Consider the following 21,853-nt stretch of genomic DNA (forward strand, 5'->3'; position numbering starts at 1 on the left):
CGTGAGTGTTTATCCGTGTTCTAACCCGGACAAACACTCACGAGGGGGTCAGCGGAAGCCGGTGTCGATGCGGTCGCCACGGGAGTCGAAGAAGTGCAGCAGTTCGCGCCGGATGACGACGTTGATCGTGCTGCCCCTGGTGACGTTGGTCCTCGGCGGAAGGCGCATGACCAGACCGGCTTTGCGTTTCTGGTGCCTGCCCGCCGTCGAGGTGGCCTGAGTTGTCTCGGGTTCCTCCGGTTTCGTCCCGCTGACGCGTTTCCAGACGCCGCGCATCGCCGTCAGCGGCCGTTGCCGGAACTGCTTCAGCTTCGTGGCCGGGGGAGTCCGGGGCGGCGGCGCCAGGTCGACTTCGATGCCCACCGCGCCGATGTCGACGAACGCGAGGGACTCGTGCCCGTGGTGTTCCAGGTACTGGACCTGCCCGCGCAGGGTGCAGTCCGCCACCGGCTCGGCGGCCGACAGCAGGGCCTCGGCCCGTATCCCGACCACGACCCGTTCGCCGTGGTAGTGCGCCAGTTGCCGGGCACGGGGATCCTGCCACGGCAGGGCGATCGTCTGCTCGCCGATCCGCAGCGAGACGTGACTGTCCACAGTGTTCCAGACCCAGGCCTCGAGCAGGTTGATCCGCGGTGTGCCGAGGAACGAGGCCACGAACATGGTCGCGGGCTTGTCGTAGACGCGGCCGGGCGTCCCGATGTCCTCTATGCATCCGCCGCGCATCACCGCGATGCGGTCGGCGAGCGTCAGCGCTTCGGTCTGGTCGTGGGTGACGTACACGGTGGTGATCCCGGACGACCGGATGGTCGAGGAAATCTCGGCGCGCAGCTCGGAACGCAGCCCGCTGTCCAAGTTGGACAGAGGTTCGTCGAGCAGCAGCAGCTGCGGATCACGCACCAACGCGCGACCCATGGCGACCCGTTGCCGTTGGCCACCGGACATCTGGTTCGGCCAGCGCCCGAGCAGCTCCTGCAGGCCCAGGGCCGCCGCCGATTCGACGACGAGTTCGTCTCGCTCGTCCGGAGGCAGTCCGGAAGCCCGCAGGGGAAAGCCGATGTTCCCGGCTGCCGTCATGTGCGGGTACAGCGCGAAGTTCTGGAACACCATCGCGACCTGACGCTGTTGCGGGGTGAGGTTGGTGGCGTCGGTGTCGTCCAGATACAGCGTGCCCGACGTCGGCTCCTCCAGACCGGCGATGATGCGCAACAGCGTCGACTTGCCACAGCCGGACGGTCCGACGAGAACCATCAGCTCGCCGTCGGCCACGTCGAGGTCGACCTGGTCGAGCGCGATGCTGCCACCAGGAAAGACCTTGCTGATGGAGCGTAGTCCGATCGTCGCCACTGTTCGCCTCCCGTCCCCTGCGGTATGCGCGGATCGTCACTGTTTCGGCCTGTCGCCGGTAGGGCAATAGCCCGAACGCGGGAAGCACCCGCAGTGATCGGGCGGATACGCCGACTGTCCGATACCGGGCTCAACGGTACGCCGTTGGGCGCGTCGTCGCGTCAGATCGGCTCTTGGCGGCCCGCCATCACGGTGTCCACGGCCAACTGGCATGTCCCGCCGGAGCGACACCCGTGGGTGCCGGTCCTTGTGCCGTCGGGGTCGTCCGTGTTCAGTGCCCGCGTCCGGCGGTGTAGCCGAGGTCCCGCCCGCACCGCGTCCAGATCACGTCCGGGCAGTCCAGGCCTTCGGCCGCGAGCTGCCGCTTGATGACCTTGAAGGTCGACGTCCGCGGCAGTTCGCGGACCGTGCGCACGTACTTCGGCACCTGTTTGGGCCCGAGGTCCGGCTGGGCGGCGAGAAACCGGCCGAATTCGGCGGGGTCCAGCGGTGTGCCGTCGGTGACGATGGCGGCCATCACCTGGTCTCCGGTCACCGGGTCGGGCACCGCGTAGACGGCGGTGTCGGTGATCGCGGGGTGCCGCAACAGGATTCGTTCGATCGGTGCGGTGCCGAGGTTCTCCCCGTCGACGCGAAGCCAGTCACCGAGCCGTCCGGCGAAGTAGACGAACCCGTCGGCGTCGGCGTAGGCGAGGTCACCGGTGTGGTACCGGCCGCCGCGCAACCGGTCCGCGTCGGCTTCGGGGTCGCGGTAGTACCCGGCGAACCAGCCCGCGCCCGAGGTGTTGACGAGCTCGCCGACGGCCTCCTCGGCGTTGGTCAGCCGGCCGGCCGCGTCGAACTCGGCAGGCGGGCAGGGGCGGCCGGTGTCCGGGTGCACGATGGCCACGTCCCCGGTGGGCCTGCCGAGCGATGCCGGCGGGGTGTCGTCCGTGCGGGAGAAGCCCACTCCGCCCTCGGTCGAGCCGAACGCGTCGATCACCTTGCAGCCGAAGCGTTCCGCGAACGCGGTCAGGTCGGCGCCGGCGCCTTCGTTGCCGTAGACGAGCCGTAACGGGTTGTCCGCGTCGTCCGGGCGCGGCGCGGTGGCGACCACATAGGACAGAGGCTTGCCGACGTAGTTGGCGTAGGTCACGCCGAACTTGCGTACGTCGGGCAGGAACCCGGATGCCGAGAACTTCCGGCGCAGGGCGATGCCCGCCCCTGCCGCGAGCCCGACAGCCCATCCGGCCATGATGGCGTTGGAGTGGAACATCGGCATGGAGACGTACACGGTGTCCTGATTCGACAGCCCGAAGCGGTCGGCGAGCATCCGGCCAGGGAACGCGATCTTGCCGTGCGTGCAGCGCACGGCCTTCGGGTCGCCGCTGGTGCCGGACGTGAAGATGAGCATGAGCAGGTCGTCCGCTGACGCGGGAACGGGATCGAGTGGCGCGTCCTGCGGTGTCGTCCAGGATTCGAGGTCTCGCACGTCCACGTCGAGCCCGTCCAGCAGCGGCTGGTACTTCCGCTCGGCGAGCACGAACTGGCAGTCCGTCAGCCGGGCGTCGCGCGCGAGCGCCTCGCCCCGCCTGGTGGGATTGAGCCCGACCAGCACCGCCCCGGAGAACGCGCAGGCGCCCAGCAGGAACGAGAAGACCGGCACGTTGTCGGCCAGAATGCCGACGTGGGGCGGTATGTCCCACCGCAGGGCCGCCCGGAGCGCGGCCGCATGCCGGGCCGACGCCCTGACGTGCTCGGCCCAGGAATACGTCTCATCCTCGAACCGCAGACCACGCAGTTCGTCCCCAGCCCGGGCCAGCAGCAGGTCGGTGACCGACGGGACGTCCATCCCACCACCTCCACGCGGACTAGAACGTGTTCTATTCCTACCATCGTGGCGGCAAGGCCGGAAGACGACGGCGTTGGAGTACAGTGGTACGTCACCCCTGCCGAGGCGGGCTTACGTGACTCCTGCCGCGATCAGCTGCTGCCAGACATCGCCCTGGTCGACGACCTCGACACCCAGCTTCTCGGCTTTGGTCAGTTTGCTGGCGCCGACGTCGGCGCCGGTGATGAGCATGTCGGTGTTCGCCGAGACGGAGGACGCGATCGTCGCGCCTGCCTTCTCGCACAGCCGCTGAAAGGTGGGGCGGGGGACCTTCTCGCCGGAGCGGGGGTCGTTGATCGCGCCGGTGATGACCACTGTCTTGCCCGCGAGCGGGGCGTCGGACGCGACGGCGGGCGGGAGGTCCTCGTCACGCACGTCCAAGGAGACACCGCGTTCGCGCAGCCGTTCGAGCTCGGGCCGCAGCCGGGTGAGGTGCATGGTCAGCGAGGCGGCGACCTTCGGGCCGATGTCCTCCACGGCCACGAGCCGGTCCTCACCGGCGTCGGCGACCTGTTCGAGGGACGTGAACCCCGCGCGGCACAGCCGGGCCGCGGTGCCCTCGGAGGCCATCGGGATCGCCAGGCCGATCAGCGCCCGGCGCAGGCCGACCTGGCGGCCTGCGTCGATCGACTCGATCATGCGGGTGGCCGAGACGTCGCCGATCCGGTCGAACTCGAGCAACTGCTGTTTGGTCAGCCGGTAGAAGTCCGACGGGTGCTCGAGCAGCCCGGCCTCGGCCAGCCGCTCGATCCACATCGGACCGACGGCCTCGATGTCGGCCGCGGCGCGCGACGCCCAGTGCACCAGCCGCCGGACGGTCTGCGCGGGGCAGGCGACGTTGGTGCAGAACAGTTCCCGGCTGTTTCCCTGTTCGGTCACCGGTTGCCCGCAGGACGGGCACGCGGTGGGCGGCACGATGTCCCGTTCGGCTCCCGTGCGTTTCGAGGCGTCGAGCACGCCCGCGACGAACGGGATCACGTCGCCCGCGCGCCGGACCAGCACCGTGTCACCGATCTTGATGTCGCGGGCGCGGATGACCTCCTGGTTGGCCAGCGTCGCCCGCATGACCGTCGTTCCGCCGACGAACACCGGCTCCAGCTGGGCGACCGGGGCGATCTTCCCGGTCTTGCCGACATCCCAGAGCACATCCGACAGCACCGTCGTCTTCTCTTCGGCGGCGAACTTGTACGCCAGCGCTCCGCGCGGCGAGCTCGACCGCGTCCCGGCGGCCGCGTAGGCGTCCCGGTTGGCCAGCCGCAGCACGGCGCCGTCCAGGTCGTAGTCCAGCTCGTTGCGCTGCTGCTCGATTTCGGCGATCACCGCCTGCGCCGCCTGCGCGTCGTCGCAGTGCCGCATGTCGGCGGCGTCGAATCCGAGCGCACGCAGCCCCTCGTGCAGGTCGGTCGCGGCGCTGTCGGTGGAGGTGTCCAGGTCGAAGGCGAAGAACCGCAGCCGCCGTTCGGCCACGGTGGCCGGGTCCTTCGCGCGCAGCGTGCCGGCCGCGGCGCCCCGCGGGTTGATCAGCGGCCGGTCCGGATGCGCGGTGTTGTACGCGGTGAACGTGGAACGCAGCATCACGGCCTCACCGCGCACCTCGACCCGGCCGTCCGCGGGAATACGGTCCGGTACGCCGTCGACCAGCGCACGCACCAGGACAGTCACATCGTCGCCGGTCGTGCCGTCTCCTCGGGTGATCGCCCGCGACAGCCGCCCGTCCTGATAGACCAGGGCCAGCGACAACCCGTCCAGCTTCGGCATCACGACCACCGGCTGGCCACCGAAGCGGTCGAAGAACGCCACGACCTGCTCAGGCCGCGTCGCCTTCTCCAGCGACAGCATCGGGCGTGAGTGCCGGATCGGCGCGTGCAGCACCGCGGGCGCGCCCACCTGCTCCAGCGGGTTCGGATCGGGCGCCAACTCCGGGTTGGCCTCGATCAACGTCCGCAGCTCGTCCTCGATCGCGTCGTACTCGGCGTCCGCCACCAGCGGCGAGCCCCGGTAGTACGCGTCGCGCAGCACCATCACCCGGTCGGCGAGTTCCTGGATCCGTTCCCCAGCGTTCACAGCGCACAACGTACCCGTGCCCACCGACATTCAGCGTTGCCGGCGAGCCTCCCGACTCGGACCGGTCAGTCGACGGTGTCCGGCGAGGGCTGGTCCTGGTGGCCCATCGCCCACGAAGCGAGGAAGCGCAGTCCTTCGTACGATCGCGAGCCGGGTTCGGCGATCCAGATGACGAGCTCCTGCTCGGGGTCGGCGCTGCAGGTGAGGGCGTCCCAGTCGAGGGTGAGCTCGCCGGCGACCGGGTGGTTGATGACCTTGAGGCCGCCGGTGCGGGGGCGACGTAACGGTCTGCCACCATTGGCGGAACTGGTCGTCGTGGACGGACAGTTCACCGACGAGGGCGGTCAGTCTGGGGTCGTCGGGACGGGCCGCGGCCCGGCGGCGCAGCCCGGCGACGGTGTTGTGGGCCGAGGCCTCCCAGTCCGGGTACAGCGACCGCATGGCGGGTCGGTGAAGATGTGCCGGACGTAGTTGCGTTTCTTCTCGGGGATGGTCGAGAAGTCGGTGTTCAGCAGGGCGGCGGCCATCGGGTTCCACGCCAGGATGTCCAGGTAACGCCCGAGGATCATGCCGGGCGTCACGCTGAGCTCGGTCAGCACGGCGAGCAGCTGCCGCTGTACTTTTTGGACAGTCCGCCGTGGCCGGTTGACCTGGCGTCCGGCCAGCTCGTACAGGTAGTCGCGCTGGGCGTCGTTGAGGTGCAGGACGCGGACCAGAGCGGCCAGCACGGACGTCGACGGAGTGATGCGGTCCTGCTCAGGGCGCGTGTAGTAGTCGGTGCTGATGGCGGCGAGCACAGCCACCTCTTCCCGCCGCAGGCCGGTAACGCGCCGGCGCCGGTGGGTTCAGGCAGGCCGACGGCGCGGGGGCTGAGATCGGCCCGGCGGGCCTTGAGGAACTGATGAGCCGCGATCATGCACGCAGATGGTGGACCGCTGCTTCGCCGACCGATGTGGGCAGGGTGTTGCTGGCCTTACCGCGGTGCAGGTTCAGGGTGTGAACCATCGGCCCGCGCCTGATGTCGGTAGTCCTTGGGGGCGATGCCGTAGGCGGTGCGGAAGGCACGGCTGAACGCGGCGGGATGGGTGAATCCGTACTGGGCGGCGATGTGGCTGATGGAGGCGGTGGTCAGGGCGGGGTCGGTGAGGTCGCGGCGGGCGCGTTTGAGACGTTGCTCGCGGATCCATGCGGCGACCGTGGTGCCGTCGCGTTGGAAGAGCCGGTGCAGGTAACTGGTGGAGATGTGGTGCGCGGCGGCGACCATGCCCGGGGTCAGCCGCGGGTCGTGCAGGTGCTGCTGGATGAAGGTGCGGATGCGCAGGATCAGGGTGCGCTGGCGGCTGTCCGGCGCCAGGGTGCTGTCCGTTTCAAGGGTGTGTGCGAACAGTGCCGAGGTCAGGTCGGTCAGCACGGTGCCCAGTCGTGGGCCGTCGGAGGGCCGGTAGGCGCTGGTGTTCGTGGTCAGTTGGACGAGGAATCCGCCCAGCAGGGCAGCGATTCCCTGGCTGGGCAGCCGTTTTCCGACCAGGTGGTCGATCTCGGTGACAGGCAGCGAGAGCAGCTTCTTGGGTATCTCGACGCCTATGCACGTGACCAGTCCTTGGGTGCTGTGCGCTCGCAGTACGTAGGGCTGTGACGAGTCGTTGACGTGCAGATCATGGGGACCGTAGGTGGCTTCGTGCCGGCTCCAGGTGCGGCCGATCGTGCCGTGCTGGACCAGGACGAGGTTGTAGGTCTCGGGATCGGCCTGCCGGATCAGTCGTGCGGTGCGGCGCAGGGTGATCGGTTGCACGGCCATGGTCCACACCCAGATCAAGTCCAGGTTCAGTTTACGCTGGTGCAGCCGGAAACCGTCGATGTGGTCAGTGCTGGCGTCGTGGGGCGCCGGCAAGTCGGACATCGCCGCGCGTACGTAGTCGAACTGATCCGGCGCAGGCAGATCCTCGGTGGTGAACTCGAACTCGAGCACCTTGACCCCCATCAAGGTCTTTGTCCGGGCGGAACGCTGTGCTCGTTTCGAGCATTCACGTGGAGCTGTTCCCTGCCGCCAGCATACCGCCGGTTGCCGGCGAGCGTCTTCGGCGACCAGTCCACCGTCACCAGATCCACGTTCGGCTGCCGTGGTGGACTCTCCGTCAAGAAACTGTGGACTCTCCGCCAACAACTCTTCAGGGATGTCGCGGCATCGTGGAGGACATCCCCGCTCGATCCGAGAATGGGGTTCGCGTGAACTGGGGAGATCAAATGCGAAAGACACGATCAATGGTGCTCGCGGCAGCCGCGAGCGTGGCGACGATCGGGCTGACGCCGATGACGGCGTCAGCCGGCAACCATGTCGGCGCCGGGAGTGCCGAAGCGGGCTACTGCGCCGTCCACCTGGACAGTGGGCAGATCGCGTGTGCCGCCGACGCCGGGCAGGCCGCGGCGCAACTCCCGGCACAAGCGTTGCTCGTGGCCGAAGGTTTCGACAAGACCAACTTCGAGGGGGAGAACTATATCGGCTTCTACAAGGAAAAGGAGTGCACCCCGGCGTACGACAACGAGAGGGACGTCAACTACGAGAGCCTTGGCGCGATGAACAACCGGATCAGCTCCATTCGCACCGCTCACAGGTGTGATGTCAAGTTGTTCAATGGGGAGAACTTCACGGGGGCCTCCTCGGTGTGGATCGACGAGGCGCGCAATCTCGCCAATATCGGAGATGGGTGGAGCAACCGGGCGAGCTCGATCAGGATCTCCTGACCAAACCCCCTCGTGAGTGTTCAGCCGTGTTCTAACCCTGATAAACACTCACGAGGGGTGGGCTGGCCGAACCAGCGGGCGAGGTGATCGTCCAGGTCCTGCTGGTCGTCGCCGATCCAGGCGACGTGGCCGTCGGGGCGTAGCAGAATGGCCGGAACGTCCAGTGCCGCGGCGGGATCGGCGACGAGGTCGGCTCGGTCCCGCCAGCCCTCGACGGTCAGCCGTTCGGTGCGGTCGAGGACCAGGCCACGGCCCCGACGGAGATGGTCGTAGAGGCGGCCCTGTTTCAGGTCGATGTCGCGCAGGCGGCGGCCGAGCAGGTCCGGGCCTGTGCCGAAGTCGTAGCGGACATCGATCGCGGTGATCTTCCCGATCAGGTAGCGGTTCACCTCGTCGAAGTCCATCAGTTCGGTGAGCAGCCTGCGCACGGCCCGCGGGCCCGGTCCGCCGGACAACAGTTCCGTCTGGGCGCGGGTGTTGTCCAGCACGTCCTCGGCGACCGGACGACGTTCGGCCTGGTAGGTGTCCAGCAGTGGTTCCGGTGCCCAGCCGCGGATCTGTCCGGCCAGTTTCCAGCCGAGGTTGACCGCGTCCTGCACGCCCAGGTTCAGCCCCTGCCCACCGATGGGTGGATGGATGTGTGCCGCGTCCCCGGCCAGCAGCACCCGCCCGGCCCGATAACGCTCGGCCAGCCGGGTGGCGTCCCCGAAGCGGGACAACCAGCGCGGGGAGTGCACGCCGAAGTCGGTTCCGGCGATGGCACGCAACTGGTGCCGGAAGTCCTCAAGGGTAGGCGGTTCCGTGCGGTCGCTGACTTCCGCGGCGGGGACGACGACACTGTAGACACCTCTGCCGAAGGGCCTGAGCCAGAACTGCTTGTGGGTCGCGTGGATTTCGGTCACCTTGGCCGTGATCTCCTCCTGCGGCACACCCACTTCCATCTCGCCCATCAGCGTGTACGTCCGCGAAGGCTCGCCGGGGAAGCCGACGCCGAGCAGTTTGCGCACCGTGCTGCGCCCGCCGTCACAGCCGACGAGATAGCGCGCACGCAGCTGTTCGCCGTCGGCCAGCTCGACGGTCACGCCCTCGTCGTCCTGCTCGAAACCGGCCACCGCACAACCACGCCGGATCTGCGCGCCCAGTTCGATCGCGTGTTCTTCGAGCAGGCGTTCGATGACCGGCTGCGGGATGCCCACCAGATAGGCGTGCGCGGAATCCAGGCCCGGGGGCGCGGGTTTGGCGATGGCGGCGAAGAATCCGCCGGCCGGACGCCGTCTGCCGTGTTCGAGGACGCGATCCAGCAGCCCGCGCATCGCCATCAGCTCGATACTGCGAACATGCAGGCCGACTATGCGGACGAACGACTTGGGCTCGGTTTCCTGCTCCAGAACGAGTACCCGCACGTCGTGCAGCCGTAGTTCGGCGGCCAGCATCGCGCCGGTCGGCCCGCACCCGGCGATGATCACGTCGACCATGAGGGGCTGGACCGGATCGTTCGACGACGGCCCGGTGGTGAACTGCGGAGAGTGCATAGGTGGTGCCTTTCGGGAGTGCCTTGTCGAGGCGCTCCCGGCGACACCTACGTCAGTCGCCGGCCGTGACGGGAAGGGGGAGCACCCACGTCGATACAGCGTTCATGGGTCTCACCTCCTCGGGCGGTGTCACGGTCGACGGCAAGCTACAAGCCCGGGCATCGCCACGTCCAATCCTTTTTCCCAGCCACGTGATCACGCCGGTGGCGGACACCGCGTGCTTACGGCCGGCCTCGTTTGCCGCGCTTGGACCCGAGGTCCGCCGTCTTGTAGGTGACGAGCGGGACCGTGGTCGCCACCGGCGTCGCCAGGTCGTGGTCGACGAGGTCACCGATCACCTGCTCGATGCGCTTGTAGGCAGTGGGTGCCTCTTCGAACAGCAGCTGACGATCGCCGCACACCACCACCGATCCCACCGGTGTCCTGCGCAGCTGGTCCACTGTGTGCTTGACCTTGCCGCGGCGCAGGGCGTCGGCACGTGACATCTTGCGGCCCGCGCCGTGCGCCACCGAATGGTTCGCCTCTGGTCCGGCGTGCGCGGCCACGAGGTAGGAATGGGTTCCTCGCGTACCGGCGATGAGCACGTCGCGGCCGTCTCCTGGCGCCGCGCCCTTGCGGTGCAGGTACACCCCGTCACGGATTTCGACCAGGTTGTGGCACTGGTCCACGATGGGCTCGGTGAACTCGGCGCCCAGGGCATCGGCGACGCGGGCGGCCAGCAGCCTGCGGTTGAGTGCTCCCCAGCGGACGGCTTCGTCGTGCGCCGCCAGGTAGGCATCGGCGTCGGCAGCCGGTCCCGCACCGTGGACCTCGGTGTGCGCCCGCAGGATTCGCTCGCCCAGCCCGCGCGATCCCGTGTGGACGATCAGGACGAGGTCGTCGGCGGCGAACCCGAGCCGGGTCGCGTGGCCCGGCTCGAAGACGGTGCCGATCCGCGCCAGTTCGACGAAGTGGTTGCCGCGGCCGACCGTCCCGAGACCTTCGGTATGGCCGGCGGGAATGTCACTGTCCACAAGCGGATCGCCCGGGTCCAGCGGCTGGTCGAGATCCGGGAACCTGGCGGCCAGCTTCTCGGGCACGGCACGTTTGAGCTTGATGGGGAAAACGGCGATGCCGCACCCGATGTCGGACCCCACGAGGAACGGGTACAACACGGTCGACGCCATGGCGGCGCCGATCGGCGCGCCCTTGCCGGGATGCAGGTCCGGCATGGCGGCGACGTGGATCATGCCGTCGAAGGCCGCCACCTGGTGGCACTGCGCGACGGCGTCGGACTCGATCCAACTCGACGGGGACGCGAAGACTGTGACCGTGGCCGAACGCACGGCCGGGTTGTGCTGGGACAAGACGCTCTCTTCACTGGGAGTGGATGATGGCGCGGTGGTGTCCGTCAGAACGTCATGGGCCCACGGTCTCTCAACTCACCGCACGCGGCAAGCGACTTTTGATCGTCTGCGCCGTTCGGTGCGTGATCGGCCCGGGATGCGCGACGGCCGGCGGACGACGCCGGGCACCGCCCACCGGAAGGATGACCGGCATGGAACCCGTTGTGGAGCAGGGCATCTCCAGCCTGCTGCGGCCGTATCTGAGGAGTTTCGCCGCTGTTGTCGTCCTCCAGGTCATCGGCGCCGTCGCGGGGTTGGCGCCGCTGCTGGCGGTCGTCGAACTGGGCCGGACGCTGCTGTCTCCCGGGCCTGTCGATCACGACCATGTCTGGATGGTCGTGATCGCGGGCGCGGCCGGTCTGTTCGTACGGCTGCTGTTCACGGCCGCGTCCTCCGGAATCGGCCACGTGCTCGACAGCCGGGTGCAACTGGCGTTCCGGCGGCAACTGGCCGCGCACCTGGGGCGCGTACCGATCGGCTGGTTCTCCCGTCGCCGGACCGGTGAGCTGGCGAAGGTCGTGGGGGAGGACGTGAGTGCGGTGCACCCGTTCATCGCCCACACTCCCGGCGAACTGGTCGCCGCGTTCGTCGTGCCGCTGGTGTCGTTGCTCTACCTGGTCACCGTCGACTGGCGGCTCACGCTGATCACGGTGGTACCTGTGCTGCTGGCGGTGGCTGTGGTCCCGTTCATGATGACCTCGGCCCGGCTGCGGGAGCAGGAGGACCTCGACGCGGCCATGGGGCGGATCTCCAGTTCCGTGGTCGAGTTCGTCCAGGGCATCGCGGTGGTCAAGGCGTTCGGCGGAGGCGGCCGGGCCCACCGGAAGTTCCGCACGGCCGTTGACGACTTCGTCGAGAACTTCAACCGGTGGGTGCGCGGCATGTCCGTGCTCGCCGCGGCGATGCAGCTGGCGCTGTCGCCGCCGTTCGTGCTGCTGGTCGTGCTGATCGGTGGTGCTTGCCTGATCACGTCCGGTGGTATGGCGCCGGCCGACCTGCTGCCGTTCCTGTTGCTGGGACTGGGCTTGACCGCTCCGGTGGCGGCTCTGGGCCATGGCTTCGACGAAATGCAGGCCGCGCGCCGGGCGGTCGGCCGGATCCGGGACGTGCTCGCGGTTCCGCCGCTCCCCGAGCCCGCGAATCCCGTTGTGCCCAAGGGCCATCGGGTGGAGCTGCGGGACGTCCGGTTCGGTTACGAGGACGATCACGAGGTGCTGCACGGGATCGACCTGGTGCTGGAACCGGGGACGGTCACCGCGATCGTCGGACCGTCCGGCAGCGGGAAGTCCACAGTGGTCCAGCTGTTGCCCCGGTTCTTCGATCCGACCGCGGGTTCGGTCGTCCTCGGCGGCGCCGACCTGCGTGAGCTCGGCAGCCGTGCGCTCTACCGGACGGTCTCCTTCGTCTTCCAGGACGTCCGTCTGCTGCGGGCGCCGATCGTGGACAACATCGCACTGGCGGTGCCGCACGCCGACATCGAGGACGTGGTCCGGGTCGCCAAGCTGGCGAACATCCACGACCGGATCCTGGAGCTGCCACGCGGATACGCGTCGGTGATCGGGGATGACGTCACGTTGTCGGGCGGCGAGGCACAGCGGATCTCGATCGCCCGCGCCCTGCTCGCCGACACGCCCGTCCTGGTGCTCGACGAAGCGACCGCCTTCGCCGACCCGCCGACCGAACAGGCTGTGCGCCAAGCGCTGGCGACGCTGGCGGGCGATCGGACCATTCTGATCATCGCGCATCGCCTCGAAACGGTCGTCGACGCCGACACCGTCGTGATGCTGGAGAACGGGTCGATCGTCGAGCGCGGCAAACCAGCTGATCTGCTGGCCCGGAACGGGAAGTTCGCCGCGTTCTGGCGATCCCACGGTGGCACACGGCAAGGAGACGAGCCCTGATGATCCGAACACTGCTCCGCGTCCTGGGACACGAGTACGCCCAGCCGGTACGACGCACGGTGACCCTGATGACGATCACCGCGATAGCCGAGGGCCTGTCCTACGCCCTGCTTGTGCCAGTTCTCCAGACGCTGTTCGGAAGCACGCCAGGGGATTGCTTACCCTGGCTGGTCGCGTTCGGCGCGGCGGTCGCGGTCTACGCGGTGCTGCGTTACGGCAGCGACCTGTCCGGTTTCCGCGTCGGCACCACGATGTTGCGCGGCATGTACTACCGGCTGGGTGATCACCTGGCGCGCCTGCCGATCGGCTGGTACAGCGCCGGCCGTGTCGGGCAGGTCTCCGTCCTGGCCGGTCAAGGCGTTCTTCAGGCGATGGGTGTGATCGCTCACCTGTTGGCACCGTTCATCTCCGCGTGTGTGACGCCGCTGACGATCGTTGCCGTGATGCTTTCGTTCAACTGGCACATGGGACTGGCGGCGTTGATCGCGGTGCCTGTCGTGGCCGTGATCCAGGTCCGGACGGGACGCGCGCTGGCCGCCGCGGACGCGGAGAGCGCCGGACGCGGCCAGGAGGCCAGCGCACGAGTCATCGAATATCTTCAGGCCCAGCCGGTGCTGCGAGCCGGTGGCCGGACGGTCGAGCGCTTCCGGTTGCTCGACGACTCGCTGCGCGACGTCCAACGGGCGTCCCGCCGTACCCTGGTGTCGGTGCTGCCCGGCGTCGTGGGTTTGACGCTCGTGGTGCAGGCGATGTTCACCGTGTTGCTGGTACTCGGTGCCTCCCTCGCGCTCGGCGGGGACATCGGTGCGGCCGAGGTGTTGACGATCCTGGTGCTGGCCGCTCGCTGCGCCGATCCGTTGCTGTCGTTGTCGGACATCGGCGGCAAACTGCGCGGCGCCCGTTCGGAACTGGCGAGGCTCGAAGCGTTGTTGCGGACCGAGCCGCTGCCGCAGGCCGCCGAACCGGTCCAGCCGATCCGCCATGACCTGGAGTTCGACTCTGTCACGTTCCGGCACGGCAACCGCACGGTGATGGACGACGTGTCGTTGTCCGTGCCGCAGGGACAACGGCTTGCCGTTGTCGGGCCGTCAGGAGCGGGCAAGAGCACCCTGCTGCAGTTGCTCGCGCGGTTCTACGACGTGGACGCGGGCGCCGTGCGGGTAGGCGGAGTGGACGTGCGCATGATCGACGCCGAACTGTTGATGGCGCAGACAGCGTTCGTCTTCCAGGACGTCTACCTCTTCGACGGCACGATCGAGGAGAACGTGCGGCTCGGCCGTCCGGACGCCTCCGATGCCGAGGTGCGGGCGGCGGCGACCGCGGCGCGTTTGGACGAAGTCATCGAACGGCTTCCCGGCGGCTGGCAGGCGAATGTCGGCGAGGGCGGTGCGTCGCTGTCCGGTGGGGAACGCCAGCGCGTCTCGATCGCACGAGCACTGCTGAAGGACGCGCCCGTCGTGCTGCTCGATGAGGTGACCTCCGCGCTGGACCCGGTCAACGAGGCGGCGGTCCACGAAGGCATCGAGCGCCTGATGGCGGGCCGGACCGTGGTGATGGTGGCGCATCGGCTGCGGACGGTCCAACGTGCCGATCGCATCGTGTTCCTGGACGGCGGCAGGATCGTGGAGGAAGGCAGTCATGAGCAGTTGTTGCGGCGTGGCGGCCGCTACGCCGGCTTCTGGAACGTCGCCATGACACCGGGGACGCCGTGACGGGCGATCTGGGCATCGGCCTCGGCGATCATCCGGCGGAAATCGGGGAAGTCCCGTAACGCGGGCCGCGTGCCGAGCAACGATTCCACGGTCTGGCCCTGGCAGCGCAGAAAACCAGCGAGGGCAAGGCAGATCATCCGCGGTGCCGTGCCCTGCCCGAGCAGCTCGGCGGCGGGGTCGAGCAGGCGTTGCGGGAGTTTGCGCAGGCCGTCCGCGGCGATCTGCGGCAGCTGATGGGTGATCCGCGGATTGGCCAGGCGGTGCAGCAACGCTTCGATCTCGGCGTCGCCGACGGTCTGGCCGAAGCGGACCAGCGACGCGCCGGTTTCGTTCCGCAGCAGGCGTTCGGCGTACGCGACGAACTCCGGGCGGGCCGCCACCTCGGCGGTCGTCCGACAGCCCGCGAGCGTTCCGAGGTAGGCGAACGCCGAGTGGGTGCCGTTCACCAGTCGCAGTTTGGCGGCCTGATGGGCGGCGATGTCCGGGACCAGGCGGACACCCACCCGGTCCCAGGCCGGCCGTCCGGCGGCGAAGTCGTCCTCGATCACCCAGTTCCGGTACGTCTCGCCGACCACCGCGCCCCGGTCGAGCAGGCCGAGCCGGGACGTGACCCTGGCGATGTCGTCCTCGGTGGTGGCAGGCACGATCTGATCCACCACTGTGGACGGGAACCGCACGTTCCCGGCGATCCAGCCGGCCAGGCCGGATTCGCCGGACAACGCGCAGAAGTCCAGCACCAGCCTGGCCACCAGAGGACCGTTGTCGGGAAGGTTGTCGCACGACAGCACGGTCAGCCCCGCCACCCCGGCGGCCCGTCGAGTCCGCAGACCACGGATCAGCTGGCCCGCCAGGGTGTGCGGGGGACGACCGGCCAGATCCGCGGCGACCTCAGGATCGTCGGCACGCAGGTGCCCGGTGACCAAGTCGTGGCGGTAACCGGACTCGGTGACGGTGATCGTCACGACATGAGTGTCCGGACTGGCCAGAACAGTCGTCAGCCGATCAGGTTCCGCGGGGGCCAGCAGCACTTCGCGCACACTGTCCACCACTCGCACATGATCAGTGTCGGCGTCTCGCTCGGTCACAGTGAACAGGCAGTCCTGCGCGGCCAGTGCGTCTCGAACCGCCGGGCTGCGTTGGCTGACCGCGCAGATTCCCCAGTCCCCGGGCTCGGCACGCATCGCCTCCTGTGTGAACACCGCCTGATGCGCACGGTGGAACGCACCCAGTCCCAGGTGGACGATGCCGATCCCGCCAGCCGGGCCAGCTCCGGTCCACGCGGACCTGGACAGTCGCTGGGTCATCGCTGGGTCACGGGCATGGCGGCGGCGGTGATGTCGACGTCCTTGCTTTCCTTGGACAGCCAGAACGCCACGAACGAGATCACCGCCGTGAAGATCATCCACACGGCGACAAGCCAGCCCTTCCCGCCCGCCTGTGCCACCAGGGCGGCCGCGATGAGCGGGGAGAACCCGCCGAGCGCGGCGCCGATCTCCCTGGATGCCGCGAATCCGGTGTAACGGACCCGTGCGCCGAACAGTTCGGCGTAGAACGCCGGTTGCACCGCGATCATCGGTGCGAACCCGAGCGTGGTGGCCAGGACCAGCGCGATCCAGATCAGCACGGGCTCTCTGGTGTCGAGCAACAGGAAGAACGGGAACGCGAACGCCGCCGTGAAGACCACGCTGAACAGGTTCAGCGGCCGCCGGCCGATCCGGTCGGACAGCGCGCCGTACACCGGTTGCAGCGCGATGACGATGACGCTGAAGATGATCACGCCGGTCAGGCCGACCCAGCGCGGTAACGCCAACGTCTTGGTGATGTAGGTCAGGCTGTAGGTGGCGTAGATGTAGACGACCGCGGTGTCGCAGATGTGCGCGCCGATGCCGATCAGGAAGTTGCGCGGGTAGTGGCGGATCGCGTCCAGCACAGGCAACTTCACCGTGGTCTGGTCCGCGGACATCCGGCGGAACACCGGCGACTCGGCCACGCGCAGCCGGACGTACAGGGCGACCGCGATCAGCACGAAGCTGAACAGGAACGGGATCCGCCACGCCCAGGCGAGCACGGTCGCCCGGGAAAGCAGTTCCACCAGCAGGAACACCGCGGTGCCGGACAGGAGTCCGATTTGGACGCCGGTTTGCGCGAACGACGTGAAGAACCCGCGTCTCCCGGCGGGCGCGTGCTCGGCCAGCAACGTGGACGCGCCGCCGAATTCCGCCCCGGCGCCGAGCCCTTGGCACATCCGCAGCACGGTCAGGATGATGGGTGCCGCCACGCCGATGGTGTCGTACGTCGGCAGCAGGCCGATCAGTCCGGTGGACACGCCCATGACGAGCGTGGTGAGCACCAGAGTGGCCCGGCGGCCGATCCGGTCACCGAGGTGGCCGAAGAAGAACCCGCCGAGCGGCCGGACGGCGAAACCCACGCCGAACGTGGCGAAGCCGATGATGATGCCCATCGCGGGATCACCGGTCTTGAAGAACAACTCGTTGAACACCAGCGTCACAGCGAAGCCGTAGATGAAGAAGTCGTACCACTCCAACGCGGTTCCGACGACCGACGCGCTCACGACCCGGCGTAACTCGGCTGGCGTGGTTCCCCGGTCGGTACTGTGCATGTCAACTCCTCAGGAGAGCGTTGAGCTCATGCCAGGTGTTGTTGGTGACGGGAATGCCGTCATGCAGCCGTTCCGCCAGGATCCGCTGCTCCGGATCGCCCGGGACCAGCACTTCACGGAACCCCGCGGCGGGCGCGGTCTCGGTGAGCGAGACGCAGAACCGCTCGGTCTGCTCCCGGAATTCCCGCACCGGGAGGAACGCGGCGATGTCGAAGGCGACGAAGACCGTGCCCCAGCCCTCGCCGAAGCCGGGCATGCTGCCGATCCCCATGCCCGTCACCAGACCGGCGACGATCTCGATGAGCACGCTCAGGCCGTATCCCTTGTGCCCGCCGAACGGCAGCAACGCGCCGCCCTGGTAGAAGTCGGCGGGCTTCGTGGTGGACAGGCCGGCGGCGTCCAGGACCAGTCCTTCGGGCACGTGCTCGCCCTTGTCCCTGGCGACCCGGAGCTTGCCCTCGGCGATCCCGGACGTGGCCCAGTCCATCACGACCGGTGGCCGGTCCGCCGCCCTCGGCACGGCCCAGGCCAGCGGGTTCGTGCCCATCCGGCGTTCCCGCCCGCCGTACGGGGCGACCGTGGGATCGCCGTTGCCGAAGGCCAGGCCGACCAGGTCGCGCTCGGCCAGCATGCCGACGTACTCGCCGAGCCTGCCGATGTGGTTGCCCTCACGCAGGACCGCGACGCCGGACCCCTGGGCCGGCGCGAGGTCCTGGAGTTCACGCACCGCGCACAGGGCGGCGAGCTGGCCGAAGGCGCGACGGCTGTGCACCACAACGGTTCCCGGCCGGGTGTGCTCGGCTTCCGGCTCCGCCAGGGGATCGATCTGTCCAGTGCGGATTCTCCGGACGTAGTCGGTCAGCCGTCGTACCCCGTGGGAGTCGTGGCCGAGCAGGTCGGACCGCACCAGCGAACCGGCCACCGTCCGGGCGTCCGCGACGGACGCGCCGGCCTTGGCCAGGATTCGAGTGGCCAGCGCTTCCAGCTCTGCGGCTTGCACCCTCATCGTTCCGCCTCACGGAATGGCGTTCCATCTTGATTCGGGCATCATGCCACGGACAACCCGCTTTGTGAAGCGGGTCACAGCGTGTCAGTGTGCGCCGAGCGCCTTGGAAACGGCCTCCGCCGCCGCGCTGACCTGCGCGGGAAGGTCTTCGACCACGGGGGCCAGATGGACGAGTGCGGCCGTGGACAGACCACCGATCACCGCACCTGTGTGGTCGGCCACGGCGGCGCCGACCGCACGCACACCGGTCTCGTTCTCCTCGTGGTCCTCGGCGTATCCCCGGGCGCGGACGTCCGCGAGCTCGGCGAGCAGCGACGGCAGGTCGGTGATCGTGTTCTCGGTGCGGGCGGGCAGGCCCGTGCGGGCGACCAGGTCGCGGACTTCGCCGTCCGGCAGGGCCGCGAGGATCGCCTTGCCGATCGACGTGCAGTGCAGGCCGAGGCTCATCCCGATCCGGGAGGCGAGGTGGTACGGCTTGGTGCCTTCGAGCTTGGCCACGTACACGGCCTCGTCACCGGACCGCAGCGCGAGGTGGACGGTCCAGCCGGTGTGCTGCTGCAGGTCCTGGAGGATCGGACGGACCTGCTCGGCGATGTCGAGGCGCTGCAGGAACCGCCCGGCGAGGCTGAGCACCCGCGGGCCGCAGACGTAGGTGCCCTGGCCGTCGGACCGGGCGAAGTCGTGGCGCACCAAGGTCTGCAGGATTCGGTGCACGGTCGGCTTGGGAAGGCCCGCCGCGGCCGCGATGTCGGCGACACGAGCGTGCTCGGCGAGTGCCTGTAGCACGTTCAGTGTCTTGTCCGCGGCCGACTGCGGGCCTTCTCCAGCCATGCGACCACTGTAAACCGGGAGACCCGGTCAGCCGCCGAACAGGCGCTCGGCCTGGGTGACGATCGTCAGCACCGACAGCACGCCGAACAAGCCGGTCGACCAGCACAAGGCGATGATCCGGCCGGTGGAGATCCGGATCTCACCGGGCAGCACGCGACGGTTGAGCACGATCAGCAGCACCGAGTAGATGAACATCATCACGCCGCCGACACAGGCGGAGATCACCAGCAGCACCAGCGGCTGGGTGAACCCGGCGAGCAGCACGACGCAGCCGAGCAGCACCAGCACCCAGACGAGGACGAAGTAGAGGGTGCTCTCCTTGGCGTTGCGCGCGTACGCGGTCTTGATCACGTCGGCGGCGAGCCTGCTGGTGTAGTCCACGATGCCCAGTGCGGCGGCGAACAGCGCCAACGCCCCGACGATCCAGAAGAACACGCCGAACCAGCCGCCGACCGCCGTGTTCAGCGCCTCGCCCTCGGCCTTGAGGAACGCGATGCTGTTGGACAGGCCCGGCTGGCCGAACACCGTCGAGTACGCCAGCAGCGAGGTGAACAGGATCGAGACGAACGTGATCAGCACGAACGTGTAGAGCTGCTCCCGGTTCGCCAGCCGCCACCACGCGCGCCACCGGCGCATGTTGGCCTCGTCCGGTTCGAAGATGAAGCCGGTGCTCGGCGCGGCTTCCGGCTGGCCGGTCACCGGGCTGACGATGCGCGGGACGTACTTGCCCATGCCGAACTGCTTGTCCCGGATCCAGTTGCTCTGCACCAGGTTCTGCCCGCCGCCCGCGCCCGCGAACGCCAGCGCGCCCAGCAGCAGCGCGAATCCGAGTTCCTGGGCCGGAATGCTCGCGTCCGTGACGATGCGCGGCAGATCGCTCCACGCGTTGGCCGAGATCGCGAACAACGCGCCGACGACGACCAGCACGAGCACCGCGGCGACCTTGAGCATCTCGGCGCGCTCGAGGGCGACGTAGACGACCGGCGCGAGCGTCAGGATCAGCCCGATCGCGACGAGCATGCCGATCGCGATCCACGTGACGTTGCCGCCCCACAGGTACGTCACCAAAGTCGCCGAGCTGGTCACCCAGCCCGGCCAGATGTTGGCCAGGTAGGTCAGCAGGGCGAACACCAGGCCCCAGTGCCGCCAGAACCGGCTGAACCCGGTCAGCGCGGTCTCCCCGGTGGCCAGGGTGTACCGCTCGATCTCCATGTTGAGGAAGTACTGGGTCACCACCCCGACGAGCGCCGCCCAGACGAACACCAGCCCCACCTGTGAGGCGATGTACGGGAAGAGGATGAACTCGCCGGATGCCAGGCCGACGCCCGCCGCGATCACGCCGGGACCGATGATCTTCCACGTCGAGGCCGGAGGCTCCGGCAGCGGCCGGATCTCCGGAGGTCCTAAGTGCTTGGCCGGGAACCGGTCGACCACGGATGCCGGTTTGCCCTGAGTCGTCATTGACCCCACCCTTCACCGTCCTTGGGAACGGTTCCAGGGTCGCTTATCCGCGCCCGAAGGGCCAATGGTGGCAGCATCGGGGTATGAGTGCCGAGTGGTCGAGCATCCCGGGACCGGTGCCGTCCCCGCCGGACGGCAACGTCGCCGACATCGCGGCCGCGGGTGGGCTGCACACGTTCCAGCTGGAGCTTCATGAACGGCACGGGCCGGTCGCCCGGTTCGAGTTGCCCGGTACCCGGGTGGTCTCGGTGGCCGATCCGGAACTGCTGGCGGTCACGGCGCGGATCAACCGGCGGCCGGAGGAGTTGTTCGAGTTCCTCTCGCCGCTGTTCGAGGCCGGGAACCTGCAGACGATCGGCGAACGGGAGCATGTGCCGTGGCGGCGGTTGTTGTTGGCCGCGCTGGGCAATCACCGGTCGCACGAGGCGCACTTCGCGGCGTTCGCGCGGCTGACCACGCAGTTGGCCGACCGCTGGGCGGCCGCGGGCGGGGAAGTGGCGTTGCAGCAGGACCTCAGCGAGTTGTCGTTGCGGCTGATCTGCGAGTTCGCCCTGGGTGGCGAACTGGGATCGGCCCGCCGGACCAGTGCGGCGTTCCGTGACCTGATCGCCGAGTACCTGGGACGGCAGTACGGCCTGCCGTCCGTGATCGGCGAGGACGGAGCCGCCGAGGCGCTGGCCTACGTCCGGCAGACCATCACCGACGTCCTCGAAACCCCGCGGCAGGGCTCCGGACTGGTCGGCATGCTGGCCGAATCAGGATGGGAACCGGCACGGATCAGGGACACCGTGCTGGTCGTCGTGATGGCCGGCTACCACACGTCCGGCGTCGCGGTGTCGTGGGCATTGCACCTGCTGGCCACGCATCCGGACATCGCCGCGAGGCTCCGGGAGGAACTGGATTCCGTACTGGGCGGGCGGATGACGCCGACGTACGAGGAGTTGCGCTCGCTCGACTACCTCGAGCGGGTCGTGAAGGAGGCGATGCGGCGCTACCCGCCGGGCCCGTACGCGGCAAGGGAACTGGCCGAGGACCTGGTGCTCGGCGACTACCTGGTTCCGGCGGGGACGACGTTGATGTACCCGATCTGGGCGCTGCACCTGAACCCGGCGCACTGGCCGGAACCGGAACGGTTCGATCCCGACCGCTTCACCCCGGAGGCGGCGGAGGGACGGCCGAAGTTCGCGTACATCCCGTTCGGTTTCGGGCCCCGCAGCTGCGAAGGCGCCGCGCTGGCCATGGTCGAGATCAAACTGATGCTCGCGGTGCTGGTGAGGCGTTTCGAGTTCACGCCGGTACCCGGGCACGTCGTCACCCCGGTCGAGCGTTTCGTGTTGTGGGCCCGTGACGACATCAGAATGACCGTCACGCCAAGACAACCGTGA

General features: G+C 68.7%; 16 protein-coding genes and 1 pseudogene. 4 read left to right on the forward strand and 13 right to left on the reverse strand.

Annotated features, from left to right (window positions below; translation table 11 throughout):
• Positions 1-48 precede the first annotated feature (48 nt).
• From GC106_RS49400 to GC106_RS23660, 6 genes and pseudogenes are all read right to left on the reverse strand, one after another.
• Positions 49-1,344, reverse strand: coding sequence for an ABC transporter ATP-binding protein (locus GC106_RS49400; protein ID WP_173134655.1), 1,296 nt, complete (start codon positions 1,342-1,344; stop codon positions 49-51).
• A 271-nt stretch (positions 1,345-1,615) separates the two neighbouring features.
• Positions 1,616-3,175 carry a long-chain-fatty-acid--CoA ligase gene (locus tag GC106_RS23645; protein WP_173134658.1) on the reverse strand — a complete coding sequence of 520 codons (1,560 nt, stop codon included), beginning with the start codon at positions 3,173-3,175 and terminating at the stop codon, positions 1,616-1,618.
• 111 nt (positions 3,176-3,286) lie between these two features.
• Positions 3,287-5,278 carry an NAD-dependent DNA ligase LigA gene (ligA, locus tag GC106_RS23650; protein WP_173134661.1) on the reverse strand — a complete coding sequence of 664 codons (1,992 nt, stop codon included), beginning with the start codon at positions 5,276-5,278 and terminating at the stop codon, positions 3,287-3,289.
• A gap of 65 nt (positions 5,279-5,343) precedes the next feature.
• Positions 5,344-5,719, reverse strand: a pseudogene (locus tag GC106_RS49405) (MmyB family transcriptional regulator).
• A complete protein-coding gene (locus GC106_RS48025) occupies positions 5,623-6,075 on the reverse strand; it encodes an MmyB family transcriptional regulator (RefSeq protein WP_312872805.1) in 453 nt (150 codons plus the stop codon). Before GC106_RS48025 ends, GC106_RS49405 begins: the two are co-directional and overlap by 97 nt.
• A gap of 176 nt (positions 6,076-6,251) precedes the next feature.
• Positions 6,252-7,259: a helix-turn-helix domain-containing protein gene (locus tag GC106_RS23660; RefSeq protein WP_173134664.1), complete on the reverse strand. Its 1,008-nt coding sequence runs from the start codon at positions 7,257-7,259 to the stop codon at positions 6,252-6,254.
• 281 nt (positions 7,260-7,540) lie between these two features.
• Between GC106_RS23660 and GC106_RS23665 the strand changes: the two genes are divergently transcribed.
• The gene (locus GC106_RS23665) at positions 7,541-8,020 is read left to right on the forward strand and encodes a hypothetical protein (protein ID WP_173134667.1); all 480 of its coding nucleotides are present in this window, start codon (positions 7,541-7,543) and stop codon (positions 8,018-8,020) included.
• Positions 8,021-8,040: 20 nt separating this feature from the next.
• On the opposite strand, the gene rox is transcribed toward GC106_RS23665, so the two are convergent.
• Both rox and GC106_RS23675 read right to left on the reverse strand, forming a co-directional pair.
• Positions 8,041-9,495: a rifampin monooxygenase gene (gene rox, locus GC106_RS23670; protein WP_217280888.1), complete on the reverse strand. Its 1,455-nt coding sequence runs from the start codon at positions 9,493-9,495 to the stop codon at positions 8,041-8,043.
• A 278-nt stretch (positions 9,496-9,773) separates the two neighbouring features.
• On the reverse strand, positions 9,774-10,898 hold the full coding sequence (locus tag GC106_RS23675) for an RNA ligase RtcB family protein (protein WP_173134672.1): 1,125 nt from the start codon (positions 10,896-10,898) through the stop codon (positions 9,774-9,776).
• Positions 10,899-11,089: 191 nt separating this feature from the next.
• Here GC106_RS23675 and GC106_RS23680 point away from each other — a divergent pair, with 191 nt between their 5' ends.
• A complete protein-coding gene (locus GC106_RS23680) occupies positions 11,090-12,838 on the forward strand; it encodes an ABC transporter ATP-binding protein (RefSeq protein WP_246366635.1) in 1,749 nt (582 codons plus the stop codon).
• Positions 12,838-14,550, forward strand: coding sequence for an ABC transporter ATP-binding protein (locus GC106_RS23685; protein WP_173134678.1), 1,713 nt, complete (start codon positions 12,838-12,840; stop codon positions 14,548-14,550). The genes GC106_RS23680 and GC106_RS23685 overlap by 1 nt, the downstream gene beginning before the upstream one ends.
• Here the strand turns inward: GC106_RS23685 and GC106_RS23690 are convergent.
• The 5 genes from GC106_RS23690 to GC106_RS23710 all read right to left on the reverse strand — a co-directional run bounded on the left by GC106_RS23690 (position 14,505) and on the right by GC106_RS23710 (position 20,468).
• Positions 14,505-15,854: a mannitol dehydrogenase family protein gene (locus GC106_RS23690; protein WP_173134681.1), complete on the reverse strand. Its 1,350-nt coding sequence runs from the start codon at positions 15,852-15,854 to the stop codon at positions 14,505-14,507. The genes GC106_RS23685 and GC106_RS23690 overlap by 46 nt on opposite strands.
• Complete coding sequence (locus GC106_RS23695; RefSeq protein WP_173134683.1) at positions 15,851-17,170, reverse strand: MFS transporter; 1,320 nt, start codon at positions 17,168-17,170, stop codon at positions 15,851-15,853. The genes GC106_RS23690 and GC106_RS23695 overlap by 4 nt, the downstream gene beginning before the upstream one ends.
• 1 nt (position 17,171) lies before the next feature.
• Complete coding sequence (locus GC106_RS23700) at positions 17,172-18,176, reverse strand: Ldh family oxidoreductase (RefSeq protein WP_173134686.1); 1,005 nt, start codon at positions 18,174-18,176, stop codon at positions 17,172-17,174.
• An 84-nt stretch (positions 18,177-18,260) separates the two neighbouring features.
• The gene (locus GC106_RS23705; RefSeq protein ID WP_173134689.1) at positions 18,261-19,007 is read right to left on the reverse strand and encodes an IclR family transcriptional regulator; all 747 of its coding nucleotides are present in this window, start codon (positions 19,005-19,007) and stop codon (positions 18,261-18,263) included.
• Between the two features lie 27 nt (positions 19,008-19,034).
• On the reverse strand, positions 19,035-20,468 hold the full coding sequence (locus GC106_RS23710; protein ID WP_173134691.1) for an Nramp family divalent metal transporter: 1,434 nt from the start codon (positions 20,466-20,468) through the stop codon (positions 19,035-19,037).
• A gap of 83 nt (positions 20,469-20,551) precedes the next feature.
• Between GC106_RS23710 and GC106_RS23715 the strand changes: the two genes are divergently transcribed.
• Positions 20,552-21,853: a cytochrome P450 gene (locus GC106_RS23715; protein ID WP_173134701.1), complete on the forward strand. Its 1,302-nt coding sequence runs from the start codon at positions 20,552-20,554 to the stop codon at positions 21,851-21,853.

It is taken from the genome of Kibdelosporangium persicum, assembly GCF_013280595.1.
Taxonomy (GTDB): Bacteria; Actinomycetota; Actinomycetes; order Mycobacteriales; family Pseudonocardiaceae; genus Kibdelosporangium; species Kibdelosporangium persicum.